Annotated in this window: 15 protein-coding genes; all 15 read right to left on the bottom strand. The window is 64.0% G+C overall.

The features are described 5' to 3' along the window. Positions 1-13: 13 nt before the first annotated feature. The 15 genes from NCS03_RS13435 to pxpA all read right to left on the bottom strand — a co-directional run bounded on the left by NCS03_RS13435 (position 14) and on the right by pxpA (position 17163). Complete coding sequence (locus NCS03_RS13435) at positions 14-811, bottom strand: heparin lyase I family protein (RefSeq protein ID WP_175979629.1); 798 nt, start codon at positions 809-811, stop codon at positions 14-16. Beyond that, positions 811-1560 (bottom strand): WecB/TagA/CpsF family glycosyltransferase, encoded by a 750-nt coding sequence (locus NCS03_RS13430; protein ID WP_175979628.1) that lies wholly within the window; start codon positions 1558-1560, stop codon positions 811-813. The genes NCS03_RS13435 and NCS03_RS13430 overlap by 1 nt, the downstream gene beginning before the upstream one ends. Before the next feature lie 37 nt (positions 1561-1597). Next, positions 1598-2677 carry a glycosyltransferase family 4 protein gene (locus tag NCS03_RS13425; RefSeq protein ID WP_250435313.1) on the bottom strand — a complete coding sequence of 360 codons (1080 nt, stop codon included), beginning with the start codon at positions 2675-2677 and terminating at the stop codon, positions 1598-1600. A gap of 79 nt (positions 2678-2756) precedes the next feature. Then, on the bottom strand, positions 2757-4034 hold the full coding sequence (locus tag NCS03_RS13420) for a VpsF family polysaccharide biosynthesis protein (RefSeq protein ID WP_250529255.1): 1278 nt from the start codon (positions 4032-4034) through the stop codon (positions 2757-2759). 2 nt (positions 4035-4036) lie between these two features. Next, complete coding sequence (locus tag NCS03_RS13415; protein WP_250529266.1) at positions 4037-5164, bottom strand: glycosyltransferase; 1128 nt, start codon at positions 5162-5164, stop codon at positions 4037-4039. Continuing rightward, on the bottom strand, positions 5161-6588 hold the full coding sequence (locus NCS03_RS13410) for a lipopolysaccharide biosynthesis protein (protein WP_250529254.1): 1428 nt from the start codon (positions 6586-6588) through the stop codon (positions 5161-5163). Before NCS03_RS13410 ends, NCS03_RS13415 begins: the two co-directional genes overlap by 4 nt. Continuing rightward, positions 6581-7825: a UDP-N-acetyl-D-mannosamine dehydrogenase gene (gene wecC / locus NCS03_RS13405; protein ID WP_250529253.1), complete on the bottom strand. Its 1245-nt coding sequence runs from the start codon at positions 7823-7825 to the stop codon at positions 6581-6583. Before wecC ends, NCS03_RS13410 begins: the two co-directional genes overlap by 8 nt. A gap of 36 nt (positions 7826-7861) precedes the next feature. Continuing rightward, the gene (gene wecB, locus NCS03_RS13400; RefSeq protein ID WP_250523184.1) at positions 7862-9007 is read right to left on the bottom strand and encodes a non-hydrolyzing UDP-N-acetylglucosamine 2-epimerase; all 1146 of its coding nucleotides are present in this window, start codon (positions 9005-9007) and stop codon (positions 7862-7864) included. Between the two features lie 35 nt (positions 9008-9042). Then, a complete protein-coding gene (locus NCS03_RS13395; protein WP_250529252.1) occupies positions 9043-11259 on the bottom strand; it encodes a polysaccharide biosynthesis tyrosine autokinase in 2217 nt (738 codons plus the stop codon). Then, entirely contained in the window at positions 11256-11693 is a 438-nt protein-coding gene (locus tag NCS03_RS13390) for a low molecular weight protein-tyrosine-phosphatase (protein WP_250440276.1), read from the bottom strand. Before NCS03_RS13390 ends, NCS03_RS13395 begins: the two co-directional genes overlap by 4 nt. Beyond that, positions 11690-12838 (bottom strand): polysaccharide biosynthesis/export family protein, encoded by a 1149-nt coding sequence (locus tag NCS03_RS13385; RefSeq protein ID WP_250457118.1) that lies wholly within the window; start codon positions 12836-12838, stop codon positions 11690-11692. The genes NCS03_RS13390 and NCS03_RS13385 overlap by 4 nt, the downstream gene beginning before the upstream one ends. Positions 12839-12854: 16 nt before the next feature. Then, positions 12855-14129 carry an undecaprenyl-phosphate glucose phosphotransferase gene (locus NCS03_RS13380; RefSeq protein ID WP_502801520.1) on the bottom strand — a complete coding sequence of 425 codons (1275 nt, stop codon included), beginning with the start codon at positions 14127-14129 and terminating at the stop codon, positions 12855-12857. A gap of 501 nt (positions 14130-14630) precedes the next feature. Further along, positions 14631-15587: a DUF979 domain-containing protein gene (locus tag NCS03_RS13375; protein WP_175979618.1), complete on the bottom strand. Its 957-nt coding sequence runs from the start codon at positions 15585-15587 to the stop codon at positions 14631-14633. After that, positions 15584-16303 carry a DUF969 domain-containing protein gene (locus tag NCS03_RS13370; RefSeq protein ID WP_008352624.1) on the bottom strand — a complete coding sequence of 240 codons (720 nt, stop codon included), beginning with the start codon at positions 16301-16303 and terminating at the stop codon, positions 15584-15586. Before NCS03_RS13370 ends, NCS03_RS13375 begins: the two co-directional genes overlap by 4 nt. Positions 16304-16413: 110 nt before the next feature. Beyond that, on the bottom strand, positions 16414-17163 hold the full coding sequence (pxpA, locus tag NCS03_RS13365) for a 5-oxoprolinase subunit PxpA (RefSeq protein WP_008352625.1): 750 nt from the start codon (positions 17161-17163) through the stop codon (positions 16414-16416). Positions 17164-17215: the final 52 nt, after the last annotated feature.

The raw sequence follows: 17215 nt of genomic DNA, 5'->3' as shown, positions 1-17215 counted from the left end.
CCAGCCGTCGACGTTATCGGCGCGGCGCGACCGGTGACGGCGCCGATTCCCGTTCGAGAATGTCGACGTTGCCGTAGTACATCGAGCGCTCGGTCACGTCGGACGGTCGCGTCATCCACCACCATTTGTAAATGCCGAGCTTGAGATATGCGTTCCGGTCGCCCGGATACGCATTCGCGCAAGTCTCGCACCGAGCGACGCGCGTTCCGTTCATATAGAGATCGGTTCGCGGATGAAGGCCCGTATCGTCCGGACGGTATCGCAGCAACCAGTCGACGACTTTTCCCCTGTCGCCCGAAGGCGCGCCGAAATCGATCGCATTGACGGGCTTCCCGGGGCCGCCACGGATCTCGAGCCGGTATCGCCCGCCGGCCAGCATCAGCGAGACGGGCGGGGAACCTGCGGAGGCGCCCTGATGCAACTGGAAGGTGATTTCCGGTTGCCGTGAATCGAGCCGATAGTCCGCGGGGATGACCGTGGACCACCGGATCTCGTATTCCTTGCCGATCGCGAAACGCGCGATGCGCTCGAAGCCGATTTCGGCACGCGGCGATCCGTTCGCGACGCGCGAGAAGTCGTCGGCACGGCTCATCGACAACTTCAGGGCGACGCCGCCAGCGACGGGCATCGCGACGGTGTCGAGCGATTCGGGCCTCGGCGTGTGGATCGTCAGGCGCGGATCGACGCCTTTGCTCCACTGGCTCCGATAAACCAGCGCATAAGGGCGATCGCTATCGCTATCCGCGAGCACCGAGCACGCGGACAGCAGCATCGCGAAAACGGCGGCGAGCAAGACCGGCTTACTTGACATCAGGTTCTGCGGCGCGTCATCGAAGCGAGCGAAGCCCGCGCAAGCATCAACGCGAATTTGTTGTTCGTCACGAAGTAGCGGCGCCACATGCGGCGCGGCTCCTGAAAGACCCGGAACAGCCATTCGAGCCCGCAGCGCTGCATCCAGACCGGCGCGCGCCGCACTTTCCCCGCGACGACATCGAACGTGCCGCCGACGCCCATCACGAAGTCGACGCCGAGTTGTTCACGCCATCGGTTGATGAAATTCTCCTTTCTCGGCGACGTGATCGCGACGAACAACAGCCGCGCCCCGGACTGACGTATCTCATCGACGACGCGCTTTTCGTCGTCCCAGAAATAGCCGTGATGACGGCCTGCGATTCGCAATCCGGGATATCGGGCCGTGACCACGCTGGCCGTGCGATCGACCACGTCTTGCGTCGCGCCGAGAAGGAACACCGGCAACGCGCGCTCGGCGGCCATTTCCAGCAAACGCCCGAACAGGTCGACGCCCGCCACGCGCTCGCGTACCGGGAAGCCTAGCAGCCGCGCGCCCCATACGACGCCCATGCCGTCGATATTGACGATGTCGCAGGCGCGCACCGACTCCGCAAGCGCTTCGTCCGTCTGCATGTGAACGAGCTTTGCGACATTCACGACGACGTGCTGCGTGAATACCCGCTGCTCGACGCGTGCGCGAATCCAGTCGACGGTTTCGTCCATGGTGGCGACGTCCATCGGGCATGAAAAGATTTCTATACGGTTCATGTTTGAGAGAAGTAGTGCGAGGACACGTTCGGTCGTATCAGTGCAAGGCCTTGTCGTAAGCGCTCACCAGGCATTCGACCGTGCGTTCGATGGTGAAACGGTCGAGAAAGCGTTGTCTCGCTGCGGCAGCCAACTGCGTGCGCAGCGCCGGCGACGTGATCAGCTTGGCGAGTGCATCGCAGAGTTGATCGGCGGCATCGGGCGACACCAGCAATCCATCGCGCCCGTGAACGATGGCGTCCGTGACGCCGGGAATGTTCGTGGAAACGATCGTCGCGCCGTACGCCATCGCTTCGACGATGGCCACCGGAAAACCTTCACTGCGCGACGGCAAGACGAAGATGTCGGCATTCGCGAGCAACTGCGCCTTTTGTTCGCCCGTCGCCCATCCGAGGTGCTCCACTTCCATCGAAAGATTTCGATGTTCGACGTCCGTCAGGAACGCTTGGAGGTCGCCGCTGCCAGCGACAAGCAGCCGATACGGATGGCCGAGCCGTTTCAGCCGTTCCGCGGCTTCGAGCAGCACCTTGATGCCTTTGGCTTCCACGAGCCTGCCGAGGAACAGAATGGTTGGCGGCTGCGCGCCGGACCTGCCGAGCGCCACGTCCGACGCGGGATCCGAAATGCCGTTGTAGATGAGCTGACGCTTCTCCGGATGGCAGAGCCGGTCGCGATCCAGCCACGCTTCCATGTCACGCGACAGGCAGATCACCTGAGCAGCGCGCTTCCACATGAGACCGACTGCCTTGCGGCACAGCGCGGGAAGCGTTTCGATGTACTGCGCCATCGCGCCGTTATGCAGATGCAAGATGTACTTTTGGCGCAAGCCGATGCACGTCATGGCGAGGAGCCACTTTCTGAGCAGCGAGCCACGGACCGACGTGTGAATATGGACGATGTCGATATTCCGCGAGACCGCCCCGCTCACGACTTTCCACCACGCGCGCGCAAACTGCCGGATGCGTCGCAGCCCACCGCGGGCGCCGCATGTCGCCGCGAAGCTCAGCGTGTAGCCCTGCGATTCGAACAGCTCGCTGCGTTGCGCATATCCGCCGATAACGGAAGCGATACCGCCCTGCGCCGACATATCCGGGCCGACGTGAAGCACCTTTTGCACGGCGCGACCATGCGCGCCGGCAGACCTCGAAACACTCATCCTCACTACCTTGCAGTTCAAATCGTTGACGCGAGCGCTTTCATCGGTCGCGGACATCCTCGGTGGACGAAGCGGGCAAACCGCCTTCGAAAGCTTCGCGAGCGCGCGGCGGCTTCTGCCGGCGCCGGTCCATCTCGCGGCCGGCGGCCCAGGCGAATACGGCGCAGAGATACAGCGCCGGCGTTTTCGTTGCGAGCGAGTTGTTGGTCATCGCCGTCATGAAGAAGGCGACGAACATTACGGACAAGCGACGACGGGTTCGGGCGTCCCGGTCATGTGCGATCCTGCGCAAACAGATCCAGATACAGGCGAGCAGCAGTAACGTGCATCCCAGGCCGAACATGAGCACGTACGCGACCAGAAAGTTCTCGATCACGCCGATATCCGCCCGATCCATCATGCGCGACACCGCGTCCGGGTCCGTTCCGGCGAGGACGCTTCTCCAGTCGAGGTAGTTCAGGATTTCCACGGACTGCAAACGGACGCCCGAACTGCTGTCGTAGGCGCCGACATTGGCAATCCGGTCGCCGAGCATGCCCGACGCCAGCATCCAGCCGACGAGGCCAATGGCGAAGGGCGCGCCGAGCGACACCAGCGCCATCCGGCCGACGGACCTCAGCCCGAAGCGAATGGACATCAGCGCATTCAAGGTCAGATAGACCATGAGCGCGCCCCGCGCGCCGAACGCCGATAGCGCCGCAGTCGTCAGTACGAACACCAGAATCGAAATCGCGGACGTGCCGCTCAGTTGCAACGCGACGGCGACTGTGACCAGGATCAGCGCGTTATTCAGCGGATGGCCGTGCAGGGCAGTCGCACGAAAATAGCTGCCGTACCATGTGTCGATTGGAATGAACTGCGTCTGCGTGACGACCTCGAAAATCGCCATCGCGCTTTCGAGGATCACGAATGCGAGACCCAGCCGCAAGGTGCGCCGCACCGTGCGTTGATCCGTGAACGGCGCGACCGCCGCTATCCAGAACATGGCAAGGATCGTGTCGACGGCGAAACCCAGCGCCTGCGCGCCCGTGACGATCGCTTTCAGAATGAGGACGGCTATCGTGAAGACCGAGCACGCAATCGGTGTCCGGAAACTTCGGCAAGACCACGCCGACGGTCCCGCCGTGCGCCTGAGCACAAGCACGAGCACCGCGCCGACGGTGAACCAGACGTAAGGGTGGACCTTCAATCCACCCGCGCCCTCGTTGCCCGAATAGTTGAGGCCGAGCAGATTCAGGCCGGCTCCGCTGAGGAACAGCGCCAGCGACACGGCCGCGAGAAACATGAATGAAACGACGTTCGAGACGGACAGCCTCACGACTACGCTCCGGCTCCCTGAGTGGCCTTGTCATCGTGGGCCTGCAAACCGAGTTGCTCCAGATAGCGATCTCCGATTGCTTCAAGGGAGAACGCTCCGGCTCGCGCGATCAGCGCCGGCTTGTCGACGTCGCCGGTCAAAGACTCGATGATGGCCGCTGCCAGTGCTGTCTCGTCGTCCACGGGCACGAGGCGTCCGTACTTTCCGCCGTCGAGGATCTCGTCCGGCCCATGTTCGCAACGCGTGGACACGACCGGCAGTCCGAATGACAAAGCCTCGACGATCACATTGCCGAACCCTTCGCGCTTCGAGGAGCACACGAAAAGGTCCGCGTTGCGATAGAGCTCCGCGACATCGCCGGCGAATCCGGGAAGACTGACGCTATCGGACAAACCCAGTTCACGGACCAGCGCCTCCAGACGAGCGCGGTCCTTGCCCTCTCCGGCGATGACGAGCGTGGCGTCGCCGCGCGTCTTCAGCACGGATGCGAATGCGCGAATCAGAACGTCGAAGCCTTTTTGCGCGCCCAGCCGCCCCACAGCGAGCACGGCGGCTCCACGCGGCTTCGCGTTCGCGACGGCGCCCGGTATGAAGCACGGGTTATGAATGACGACCACCTTGTCCGGCGCCCGGCCTTTGAGGCTGCGCCGGAGATCCTGTGCGACGCCTGTCGAGACCGCCACGATGGAATCGCTCACCCGATAGAGCCATCGCGCGATCGCCCACTTGATTTTTGCCTTCGCGCTGGTCCTGTGCAGAGACCCGTACACCGAATCGGACGGAGCGAAGACGGAGTGCTCGCTGATCACCAGGCGCGTCCGGCTTCCGCCGAACAGTCTGGCCGATACGGAAATCAGGTTGGCATAGGGCAGAAACGACAGCACGGCCTCCGGACGTCTCGTCCTGATCAACGCACGCAGTTCGAGCACGCGCGCGAGATGCCCGGTCTTGCTCGCGACGACGACTTCGACGCCGGGCGGCAACTGATAAGCGGTTCCTTCCGTGTGAACGAAGAAAAACGGCCGGAAACCCTTCGAGACGAAGTGCTTCGCAATTTCGACGGCGACGCGCTCGGCGCCTCCGCCATGCAAGCAGGGAATATGAAACAGAACCTCGCGCTTGCCATTCATAGCTTGCCCCTCAGTGCTTCCCGAATGGAGCCCACGTTCGCGCCAACGCACATGCCGCAGAAGAGCGAAAGCGCGACGATCGCGGAAAGGCACTCCGTCCATATGCCGGCATGGCCCGCGCGATTCAGCACGTCGTTCGATCGCTCGCCAGCCGCCAGAGCCGCCGCAGCGAACGCAGACAGGAGGATCGCACCGCACACCACGCGCCCCAGATCCACGATGCCCCGCGCGAATGCGGCGCTGATGAGCAGCGCGACGACGTTCACCGCGAGAAGGCCGCGCACCATGCCGCCGCATCCGGCCATGCGCGCGCCGAAATATGTTGCGGCTACCGCGAGCGTCATCGTCAGAAGGTTGATGCTCATCAGCGCCTTGGTCCGCGCGTGCAGGTGATACGCCTGGTCGAAGAAATGCGCCCTGAACGCGGCAATCGTCGCGATCGCCAGCAGCGGCAGCACCAGTGGCAGCGCCGCGTTTCCGATCGACGGTCCCAGCATCAGCGGGAGCGCGACGTCACGCAGCACCATAACAACGATGGACACCGCGAACACGCAGGCCAGCATCAGCAGGCCCAGCCGGGCATGAAACGCGCGGTGCCCGGCTGCGGACCGCGACGCCTTCTCGCGCAAGAGCCACGGATAACACGGCGTCACGATCAGCAGGCAGGCGGCCGAGATGGCGTTGGTGATGAGCCCGCTGGCCGCGGCGTAGATACCGACGACGGCCGGTTGCTCGAACATCGCCAGAATGGGACGGTCGAGGCGCGTCATCGCCGTCGTGGCGATGAACACGGGTATGAGCGGCAATCCGTAATGCAGCATGGCGCGCAACTGATCCACGCTGAAGCGCGCGTGACGCATGACCGCAACCCTGTCGAAGCCGCAGAGAATCGCCTGCAGCACGAAGACGGCGGCGGTCCCATACAGGGTCAAGGTCATGGAATGCGTCAGCGACCACGCGATCAGTCCCGCGAGCGTCGCGCCGACGGTGAGCAGGAACGACGCGAATGCGTATCGCAACACGGCGCTGCCCGCCCGCGCGATTTCCTGCGTGTAAAGCGCCGCGCTTTTCGCCAGCGCGAGCACGCCGACGGCGAGCCACACCTGGCGGCTGCCGGCCTCGAACGCGAGCGCCAGAGCGATGGCGGCCAGCGCGACGAGTGCGATCGCCAGCCAGACGAGGTGACTCGTCCGCAGGTACGCATCGGCGTCGTCGTTCCGGGCCGAGGCCGTCCAGAAGCGCACGAAGGCCAGCCTGTGCCACTGAAAAACGACGGCCTGAAACGCCTCGACGAGCGCCAGATAGACCGCGAGCTGGCCATAGACCTGCGGGCCGAGCACGCGTGCGTAGGCCATCAGCGATACCACGCCTCCGGTCACGGATACGGCATAGCCCGCGGTAAGGCCAAGGCCGCGCCTAGCCACGAGCGAGCACTCCACGTGTATCGATCAGCACCTTCGACAGCATCCGGTTGCCGTCCATCGACGTGAACCCGCGGTGATCGACCAGCAGCACGATGATGTCCGCCGCGTTGATCGCGTCGGCCATGCTCATCAGTTCGATCTTGCCGAGCAGCGGCTGCGGCAATGCCGAAATGTTCGGTTCCACGGCGACGATTCCGCCGATGCGCGCATCCGCGAGCATGGCTACGATTTCCAGCGCCGGACTCTCCCGCAAATCGTCGATGTTCGCCTTGAAGGCGAGTCCCAAACACGCGATCACCGGCTCCTTGAACCGCGCGGCCGCGCGTTTGACGCGCTCGACCACCCAGTGCGGCTTCGAATCGTTCACGGCGCGCGCCGTGCGAATCAGGCGTGCTTCCTCGGGCGCCGAATCCACGATGAACCACGGATCCACCGCGATGCAATGCCCGCCGACGCCCGGCCCCGGCTGCAGGATATTCACGCGCGGATGCCGGTTCGCGAGCCGGATCAGTTCCCACACATTGATATCGAGGCGGTCGCAGATCAGCGACAGTTCATTCGCGAACGCAATGCCCACGTCGCGCGACGCGTTCTCGGTCAGCTTGCACATCTCGGCGGTGCGCGCGTCGGTGATGACGCACTCGCCCGTGACGAAGGTTTGATAGAGCGCGCGCGCCGCTTCGCTGCAGCGCCGCGTCATGCCGCCGATGATGCGGTCGTTCTCCACCAGTTCACGAATCACATGTCCCGGCAACACTCGCTCCGGACAATGCGCGATGCGAATGTCCGACGCCTCGCCGTTCTCCTGCGGAAAGCTCAGATCGGGCCGCATTTCCGCGAGCCATTTCGCCATCTGTTCCGTCGCGCCGACAGGCGATGTCGATTCCAGCACGACCAGGTTGCCTTTCTTCAGAACCGGCGCGATGGCGCGGCTCGCCGCTTCGATATAGGACAGGTCGGGCTTGTAGCCGTCGGTGAAAGGAGTCGGCACCGCCACCAGAAACGCATCCGCCGGTTCGGGCGACGTCACCGCGCGCAAATGCCCCTGCGTCACCGCGGCGTGCACCAGCATGTCGAGTTCTGGCTCGACGATATGAATCTCGCCGCGATTGATGGTATCGACGGCATGCTGATTCACATCGACGCCGATGACTTGCTTGCGGCGCGCGGCGAACGCGGCCGCCGTAGGCAAACCGATATAGCCGAGACCGATGACGGAGATTGTCTGGAATTCCATGACTGTGCTTCTTCTATTTTCTATTGCGAGAGGTGATCAGGCGGCCAGAGCCGGGCGAAGCTCGAACGCCTGCAAGACGGCGGCGATGCGATCGCATGCGCGGCCGTCGCCATAAGGATTCGCGCCACGGCTCATCGCCGCGTACGCACGCGCGTCGTGCAGCAGGTGCATGACGTTGTCGACGATGTCGGCGGTATCGGTGCCCACGAGCTTCACCACGCCGGCGTCGACCGCTTCCTGACGCTCGGTGGTATCGCGCATCACGAGCACCGGCTTGTGCAGCGAGGGCGCTTCCTCCTGAATGCCGCCGGAATCGGTGAGGATCAGGTCGGCGCGATCCATCAGCCGCACGAACGGCAGATAGTCGAGCGGCTCGATGAGATGCACGTTGCCGATGCCCGTCAGCAGACGGTTGACGGGTTCGCGCACGTTCGGATTCAGATGCACCGGATACACGATGTCGGCATCCGGCGACGCATGCGCGATCTGCGCGAGCGCCGTGCAGATGCGCTCGAATCCGCCGCCGAAGCTCTCGCGGCGATGTCCCGTCACCAGCACGAGCCGGCGTCCGGACGCGAAGGAAGGCAGGGCGTCATCGGCGCGCGCGCGAAGGCTGCCATCGCTCGCGAGACGTTCGCGAACCTGCAGCAACGCATCGATGACCGTGTTGCCGGTCACGACGATGGTTTCGTCGCGCACGCCTTCCGCGAGCAGGTTATTCCGCGCGCGTCCGGTCGGCGCGAAATGCAGCGCGGCCAGTGCGCCGGTCAGCTTGCGATTCGCCTCTTCCGGCCATGGCGACGCGAGATTGCCGGTCCGCAGCCCCGCCTCGACGTGCGCGACCGGAATGCGCTGATAGAACGCGGCGAGCGTCGCGGCCATCGTCGTCGTGGTGTCGCCGTGCACGAGGACCATGTCCGGCCGATACGCGGCGAGCACGTCGCGCATCCCGGCGAGAATCGCGGCGGTGACGTCGTAAAGATCCTGACCGCGCTTCATGACGTTGAGATCGAAGTCGGGGCGGATGTCGAACAGCGCGAGCACCTGATCCAGCATCTCGCGATGCTGACCGGTCACGCACACGCGGCATTCGAAGCCGGATTCGAGCGCCATCCGCTTGACGAGCGGCGCCATCTTGATCGCTTCGGGACGCGTGCCGAAGGTGAAGAGCAGTTTTTTCAATCTTGACCTTGAGGAATGCAAAGAGTCCGATGGCTTCATGACTTCGGGCTTCCATACTGGGAGAAGGCCCCGTAGGACATCCCGCGGGACGGCGTGTCGGTAAGCAGTGCCCCGTCGACCGACACACCCGCGCTCGTGAGCTGACGCATGGCCTGGCCCAGCTCGGCGGCGGTATGGCAGCCGTGCCGGACAACGAGGAGAGTCGCATCGGCGTGGCGGCCGATCAGGCCGGCATCGGTGACGGCAAGCACCGGCGGCGAGTCGATGATCACGAAGTCATAGAGCGTCCGCAGCTCTTCGAACAGTTGCTCGAAGCGCCCGCTCAACAGCAGTTCCGATGGCAAATCGGGCGTGCCGCCACCCGTGATGACATCGAGCCCCGGCAGCACGCCCCTGCGAATCACGCTTTGCAGACTGGCGCCGCCGATCAATTCCGCGAGGCCCGATGCGCGGGCCAGACCCAGAACACCTTGCAGATCGCCGCGCCGCATGTCGGCATCGAGGAGCAGCACGCGTTCTCCGCCCGCAGCGAGCACGCTCGCGAAATTGACCGAGATGAACGATTTGCCGATGCCGGGGCGCGCGCCAGTGAACATCACGATCTTGTTGCGCTTCCTTAGAACGCCGAACTGCAGCGCCGTGCGCAAGCTGCGCAGACCTTCGATGGCGATGTCGTTCGGCGACGCGCTTGCGAGCACCCGAGGCTTCGCCGGATCGCGTTCGCGCGATGCGTCGAGCGACGCCTGGCGTTCGGAGTGGGAGATGAGCGCATAGACAGGCAGATCGATCGCCGCTTCGACCTCCGCCGGCGTTTCGAGTCCGCGACTGAGCATCCGCCGTCCGAGCGCGAGGCCGCATCCGGCGAGAAGTCCGAGCACGAGCGAGAGCGCGAGCGTGAGCGCCTTTTTGGGCGCGACGGCCTTCTCCGGCACGACCGCGTAGTCGACGGTGCGGACGTTGCCGAGTTGGCCCGCCCTGAGCACGCGTAACTGCTGCGTGCTGTTGAGCAGACTGGTGTACAGGTCGTTGCTGACCCGCACATCGCGCAGAAGACGCACGGCGTCTTGTTGCACCGACGGCAGCTCGCCGATCTGCCGCTCGTAGGTATCCGATTGCCGCCGCAATTCGGCGATGCGTGCGTCGACCGCCGTCACCGATGGATGCAGCGCCGTGTAGCGCTGAACCAGGTCGACGCGCTGCTGCTGAAGCTCGATGATCTTCGTCTTGTTTTCGACGACGGTTTGAAGCAGCAGCTTGCTTTGCTCTTCCAGATCGACGGCACCGTGCTGCGCGCGAAATTCGTTGTAGCGTGCTTCGGCCTGGTCGAGATCGGCGCGCAATTGCGGCAACTGATCGCCCAGAAACGCGAGCATCTGCTGCGCCTGTGCCGATTTCCGGTCGACGTTTCGTTGCACGTAGAGCGTCGCGATCGTGTTGACCGTCTGCGTGATGCTTTCGGCATCGGCGCCGTCGAGCGTCATTCCGACGATTCCGGACTGCTTCGTCTTTTCCGCGATCTTGAGGCCCTGCTGCAGATCGGCGATGGTCCGCTGCGTCGACAGGCGCGTCACGTCGAAGCGCGTGCCGGGCCGCGCGCGCAGCGATGTCACGGTGAGTTCGACACTGTCGTTGCCCGTTCGCGCGGACGCCGGCTGGCCAGCCGTTCCGCGCAGGATGGTGGCGCCGTCGGCCGATTGCAGTTCGTAGCGCCCCGCGTCGCCCGCGATCAGCGTGAAGGGCTTCCCGTGCCAGCGCGCCGGCACGTCGAATTTCGACACGGCGATGCGCTCGCCGCCCCACGCATAACCGCCCAGGCCGGGCGGCGCGCCGTTGAGGCCGTCGCCGGCCAGGAAACGGACGAACGGCTTGCCGACGAGCGGCGCATAACGCGGCTTCGCATCGATATCGAGGTGCAGACGCGCGACCGCGTCGCCGATCACCGCGCGCGAGCGCATCAGTTCGATTTCCGCATCGGTGCTGGCCTTGTTCTGGAACAACGCCGCGAGATCGCCGAGCTTGTCGTTGAGCGAGCCCGTACCGCTGTCGTCATCGACCTGGATCAGCGCGTCGGCGCGATAGGTCGGCGTGGCGAGGAATGCGTACAGCGAACCGATCAGAAACGTGCACGCCGTCGCGGCCGCGATGAGCCGGCGGCTCTCGCGCAGGACGCCGAGAATCTCGAACAGGCGGATTTCGTCGTCGCCTGTCGTGTCGGAATAGGTCTGTGATGGTTTGACTTGAATGTCTTTCATCGTTGCACCGCCAATGCGCGGCTCCATTGCGAGACGCCCGCGCGGATCTGCGCGAAAGCCAGGTCGAACACCGCGCGATGGCGCTTGTAGGGATCGGCCACGTCCGCGCCCGTTTCGTCGCAAAGGCGGAAGACCTTGCCGCGAGTGAATGGCCAGGTCGTCTCGATCCAGCGGCGCTGTTCCTGGGTCATCGTGAGAATCAGATCGGCTTCGCGGACGAGAGCGCCGTCGAGCTGTCTCGCGACGTGCGAGTCGAGCGGGATGCCGTGCGCATCGGCCATGTCGGCGATGGCCGGATCGGCTGGATGCCCGGCGAGCGCGCGCGTTCCCGCCGAAACGACCGGCAGGTGCGGCAACTCGCGCGCGAGCATCGCCGCCGCGAGCGGACTGCGGCAGATATTCCCCTCGCACACCATCAGCACGGAGCGGATCATTTCGCGAGCACTCCCGCCGTGAGGCCGGCGTTGACCAGCGGCATCAGCAAACTGATCACGCGGTTGAAGCGCACGAGGCCGCTGCCGTCCACATAGACGATGTCCTTAGGCTGCAGCTCGAATTCGTTCGCCACGAGCATCGACACGGGCGAACGGCTGTCGAGGTGAAACACTTGCGGTGCGTCGTCGTCCGGGCGGATCACGAACATCTGCGCGGTGTCCGCCGTGTTCGGATTGATGCTGCCCGCCTGCGCGAGCGCATCGGCGAGCGACATGCGGCCGTCGCGGCGCGGTGCGGCGCGGCCGGGCCTGCTTACTTCGCCCATCACATAGACGACGTTGTCGTCGCGCGATGCGACGCGCAGCAAGTCGCCGGACTTCAGATACAGCGTCGACGGGTTGAGCCCTTGCGCGAGCAGTTGCGGCACGTCGATCCGGTGCGAGGCGCCGCCGCGCACCAGCACGACATCGCTCTGATCGGCGTTGTCGCTGAAGCCGCCGGCGCGCGCGATCGCGTCGTAGAAGCTGAGCGGCACATCGGTCAGCGCAAGCGCGCCGGGGTTATGGACCTGGCCGTCGACAAAGACCTGGCGCGAGCGATACGAAGCCATTCGCACGGTGACTTGCGGCTTGACGAGATACATCGAAAGCGCGCTGGTCAGCCTTTGCTGGATTTCATCGGTGCGCAGCCCGGCGACCGCCAGCGACCCTGCATACGGGAAGCGCAACTTGCCCTGCTGATCGACGACGAAACCGGGCGCGGGGTCGCTTGCCTTCGCGCTCGTCTGGCTCTGTACGGAGCCGAGCGCTGCGGCAAATTCCGGATGATCCCAGACGACGATCTGCAGCACGTCGCCCGGGCCGACCGTGTACGTTCCCGGCGTGCCGAAAAGCTGCTTCGCCTGCTGATCCTGACGCGTCTTGCGTTGCGCGGCGTAGCGCTTCACGAGCGCGAGATCGAGCTCCGTAACGGCGATCGCGGGCGTCGCCGCGGTGGCTTCGACCTGCGATCCGGCTTCGTTCATGTGAAAGCCGGGCGCGAACGCGCACGCGCTCAGCGCGCACGTCAGCGCGATCGTCAGCGTCGTTGGTAGAAACGAAGCGCGCCCGGTCGCCGGGCGAACGCGTTCGGTTGATTGCTTCATGGATAAGGCCTGCGCATCAATACGCATTGCGATGAACGAAACCCCGCACGATGGTCGCGAGGACGATGCGCATATCGAGCGCGAACGACCAGTTGCCGAGGTAATAGAGATCGTGTTCGATGCGCTGCTGCATCTTGTCGACCGAATCGGTTTCGCCGCGAAATCCGTTGATCTGCGCCCAGCCGGTGATGCCCGGCTTGATGCGATACCGATGGATGTAGTCGTCGACGATGTCCTGATAGAGATCGTCATTCTCGATCGCATGCGGACGCGGCCCCACGACCGACATCTCGCCGCGCAGCACGTTGAAAAATTGCGGCAGCTCGTCGAGGCTCGTGCGACGCAGAAACGCGCCGACGCGCGTGACGCGCGGATCGCCGCGCGTGGCCTGGACGACGCCATCATCTGCCGCGTGCAGGTGCATCGTGCGGAACTTGTAGATCTCGAACGGCTGCCCGCTCGCGCCGCGGCGTCGCTGCTTGAACAGCACCGGTCCCGGCGACGAGAGCTTGACGGCGAGCGCGATCGCGATCAGCAGCGGCAAGGTTCCGAGAATCGCGCACGTGGCGAACACGCGATCGAAGATCGTCTTGATGGCGGGCGTATCACCGTTGAGCGGCGAGGCGACGAGATTGATCGCGAGCAGGCCGTTGCCATCGGCCGTGCTGCTTTGGAAGCGGGACAGGCTGGTCACATCCGGAATGAACCGGATATTCACCAGTTCGTTGCGGAACGCATGGAGCACGCGGCGCAGCGATTTCTCATCGGTGAGCGGCAGGGCGAGCCACAGTTCGTCGATCCGCCGCGTACGCACATGCGATGTAAAGGCGTCGAGATCGAAAAAGCGCGGCACGCCGTTCAGCGGAGGCGCTGTTGGCGCCCCCGTCTCGAATTGCGCTTCGATGCGGTAGATCGGCTTGCGGATGGCATCGAGGCTGCGCACGAGGAAGGCGCAATGATCGCGGCACCCCGCGACAGCCACCGAATAGATTGGCGCCCCACGCGAACCGGCGATCCTGAGTACAAAGATTCCGAGCGCGGTCATCACGCCCAGACCTGCGAATGCACCGAGCGAGGGCTGGTAGTCCGGATGCATCAGCTTCACCGTGCCGATGGCGAGCGCTTCGCAGAACACCCACCCGAGCGCCGACAGAAGCGCGCCTACGCGGGGCGCGGCACGAGACGTTCCACGCACGTCCATTGCGCACCACGCGAAAATGATCGCGAGTGCGACGACGGTGCTCCGATACGCTGCGAATGAGCTTCCCTCGGTCTGCTTATGGACGGTTATTGCGCAGACTACGACGAAGACGCTTTCGACAAGTCGCAGCGGTAAATCACGGCCGGAAGGTGCGTTATTTAGTTGGAAATAGCTCGGCAATCGCATGGCGGACAAAGGCGGAATACCGGCTCGCCTGTCGATCGTGAATGGCGAATATATGGAGAACCAGATTCATGAGTGAAACAGTCTCCATTAGCCATTACACGGCAGATATAAGCATCGTCCTAATTACCCATATTTGAAATATGGATGCGATTTTTCAAAGTTTAATGATTGACGCATGCCTCTTCGGGCAATTCATAAACGTGATCCACCCTCGGAAGGCGATGATCCATTGCCTCAAAACGCAGGCGGTTGGAGGCTCACAGCCGGAGCCGGGTATTGGAAAATAAAAAAAGCGCACTCAGGGTGTTTCCTGAGTGCGCTCATTAAACCGATTATCGAATTTTATTGATTGACGAACGTCGCTCGAATATTCGCGCACTCGAGATGCGCCATAAAAATATTCGCTCAAATAAACATCAGCCAGTTCAACAAGAATATATTCGCGACTAGCAACGTCACCGCCGTCGGCACCTGCACCTTGATGACCGCGTTCTTGTCGGGCAACTCCAGCAGCGCCGCAGGCACGATGTTGAAGTTCGCGGCCATCGGCGTCATCAGCGTGCCGCAGTAGCCGGAGAACATGCCGATCGCGGCCATCGTCGCGGGATTGCCGTGGAATACGCCGACGAGAATCGGTACGCCGACGCCGCCCGTCATGACCGGAAACGCGGCGAAGCCGTTGCCCATGACCATCGTGAAAAGCGCCATGCCGAGGACATACACCGCCACCGCGACGAGCCGGTAATCCATGTTGACGTAAGCCGTCGTCACATGCGCGACCGCCTTGCCTACGCCCGCATCCGAGAACACAAGGCCGAGCATGCCGAGCATCTGCGGCAGCACGGCAGCCCACGACAGCGCATCGATGAGACGGCGCGTTTCGCGCATCGACTGGCCGACCGTGTCGCGCGTCATCACGCAGGCAATGGCCAGCGCGATCACGCAGCCGATGCCGAAGCCGATCAGCGTCACGTTCTTCAGCTCGATCAGCGGCACGCCGCCGAACACGAGGTATTTCGCGCCGAGCGTGAGGATCACGGTGACGACGGGAATCGTCAGCGCGGGCACGAAGAGCTTGTTGCCGAGCCGCGCGGCGCTCCGGCGGCGCGTGTCTTCGGAAAGCATCTTCGGCTTCGCGCCGGTGACGCCGCCGAAACCCGCGATCAGCGCCATCGCCACGACGAGCACGCCGACGACCGTCACCGGAAGCCAGTCGCCGACGAGAAAGATCAACGCGTAGATCAGCCAGAATCCGCCAGCGGTCAGACGCCGCGGATGCGATTTGTCCGTGAGGATCATCCCGCCGACGACCAGCAGAATGATGCCGACGAGATAGAACAGATAGTTGATCGTGAGTGTCATGCTTTTTCTCCCGCGACGTTGCGCGTGAGCGCGTCGAGTTCGCGCGCGAGCCTGCGGTCCAGGAGCCACAGACGGAAACCGTGAATCAGGAACGCGCAGATTGCCGTCGGAATGCCCCACACGGCGACGTGCATCGGCTCCACGACGATGCCCGCTTCCTTCAGGAACGTGACCATCAGCACGATCGCGCCGAACGCCACGAAAATGTCCTCGCCGAAGAACAGGCCGACGTTGTCGGTCGCCGCCGAGTACGCGCGCAGCTTGAAGCGCGTCGCATCCGAGAGCTTGCCGTAGCGCGCTTCGGTGGCGCCTTCGGCCATCGGCGCGAGCAGCGGGCGCACCATCTGCGGATGGCCGCCGAGTCCCGTCAGGCCGACCGCCGCCGTGAGTTCACGCACGAACAGATAGACGATCAGCAGACGCCCGGCTGTCGCGGCCTTGATGCTCGAAATCCACATTTGCGCGCGCTCGCGCAGGCCGTGCCGTTCGAGCAAACCGATCACCGCCAGCGGCAACAGGATGATGAGCGGAATGTTGCGCGTCTTGAGAAAGCCGGTGCCGATCGCGGTCAGGATTTTCTCGATGGGAAAATGCGCCGCGAAGCCGGTGATGATCGCCGCGGCCGCGACGATCAGCATCGGATTGAAGCGCAGCACGAAGCCCGCGATGATGACGGCCACACCGATGAGCGGCCATAGATTGACAGGGGTTGCCATGAGTTCTCCAAACAATATTGACGTCACGCCTCGTACCGGGCGCGTGGATTCACTGCTTCCTTGCTAAAACGCCCCGGCGTTGCGGGGCGTTCGAACCTGCGTTGACGGCGTCAGGCGTCGGCGTGCGCGGCGCGGACTTCGATGCCCGCATCCGCCAGCGCGCCGCGAATGCGCCGCGCGAATTCGAGCGCGTGCGCGCCGTCGCCGTGCAGGCAGATCGTCTGCGCGTTGAGCGGCACCCATTCGCCGGACACGGCCTGCACCCGCTGATCGCGCACCATCGCGAGCGTGCGGTCGAGCACGACGTTTTCGTCATCGAGCAGCGCGCCCGGCTCCTTGCGCGGCACGAGCGAGCCGTCCGCGCGATAACCGCGATCGGCGAACACTTCTTCGATGGCGATCAAGCCCGCGCGCCGCGCCGCTTCGATGAACCCGCTGTTCGCGAGACCGAAGACGAGCAGCGACGGATCGAAATCGTGCACGGCGGAGACGATGGCATCGGCGATTTCCGCGCTTCTCGCCGCCTGGTTGTACAGCGCGCCGTGCGGCTTGACGTGCGCGATGCGTCCGCCTTCGGCCTGCGCGATCGCCGAAAGCGCGCCGAGCTGATACAGCACGCCCGCGTAAATTTCCTCCGGCGGCAGGTCCATTTCCTTGCGGCCGAAGTTCTCGGGATCGTTGAAGCTCGGATGCGCGCCGATGGCGACGCCTTTCTCGACGGCCCAGCGCACGCAATCGCGCATCGCCGTGGCGCCGCCCGCATGCCAGCCGCACGCGATGTTCGCGGAACTCACGAGATCGAGCAGCGCCTCATCGGTGCCGCAACCTTCGCCGAGATCGGCATTGAGATCGATTTCCATGATGTTTTCGCACTCGTTCCGTTGGATGTTGGATGTATGCGCCGCGTCGTTC

The organism is Caballeronia sp. ATUFL_F1_KS4A, assembly GCF_023630905.1.
Taxonomy (GTDB): Bacteria; Pseudomonadota; Gammaproteobacteria; order Burkholderiales; family Burkholderiaceae; genus Caballeronia; species Caballeronia zhejiangensis.
This window is presented reverse-complemented; position numbering and strand designations above follow the sequence as displayed.

Coding starts and splice junctions, on each gene's coding strand:
- NCS03_RS13435 (WP_175979629.1), bottom strand. CDS start 811: ATGTCAAGTAAGCCGGTCTTGCTCGCCGCCGTTTTCGCGATGCTGCTG.
- NCS03_RS13430 (WP_175979628.1), bottom strand. CDS start 1,560: ATGAACCGTATAGAAATCTTTTCATGCCCGATGGACGTCGCCACCATG.
- NCS03_RS13415 (WP_250529266.1), bottom strand. CDS start 5,164: ATGAATGGCAAGCGCGAGGTTCTGTTTCATATTCCCTGCTTGCATGGC.
- wecC (WP_250529253.1), bottom strand. CDS start 7,825: ATGGAATTCCAGACAATCTCCGTCATCGGTCTCGGCTATATCGGTTTG.
- NCS03_RS13395 (WP_250529252.1), bottom strand. CDS start 11,259: ATGAAAGACATTCAAGTCAAACCATCACAGACCTATTCCGACACGACA.
- NCS03_RS13390 (WP_250440276.1), bottom strand. CDS start 11,693: ATGATCCGCTCCGTGCTGATGGTGTGCGAGGGGAATATCTGCCGCAGT.
- NCS03_RS13385 (WP_250457118.1), bottom strand. CDS start 12,838: ATGAAGCAATCAACCGAACGCGTTCGCCCGGCGACCGGGCGCGCTTCG.
- NCS03_RS13375 (WP_175979618.1), bottom strand. CDS start 15,587: ATGACACTCACGATCAACTATCTGTTCTATCTCGTCGGCATCATTCTG.
- NCS03_RS13370 (WP_008352624.1), bottom strand. CDS start 16,303: ATGGCAACCCCTGTCAATCTATGGCCGCTCATCGGTGTGGCCGTCATC.
- pxpA (WP_008352625.1), bottom strand. CDS start 17,163: ATGGAAATCGATCTCAATGCCGATCTCGGCGAAGGTTGCGGCACCGAT.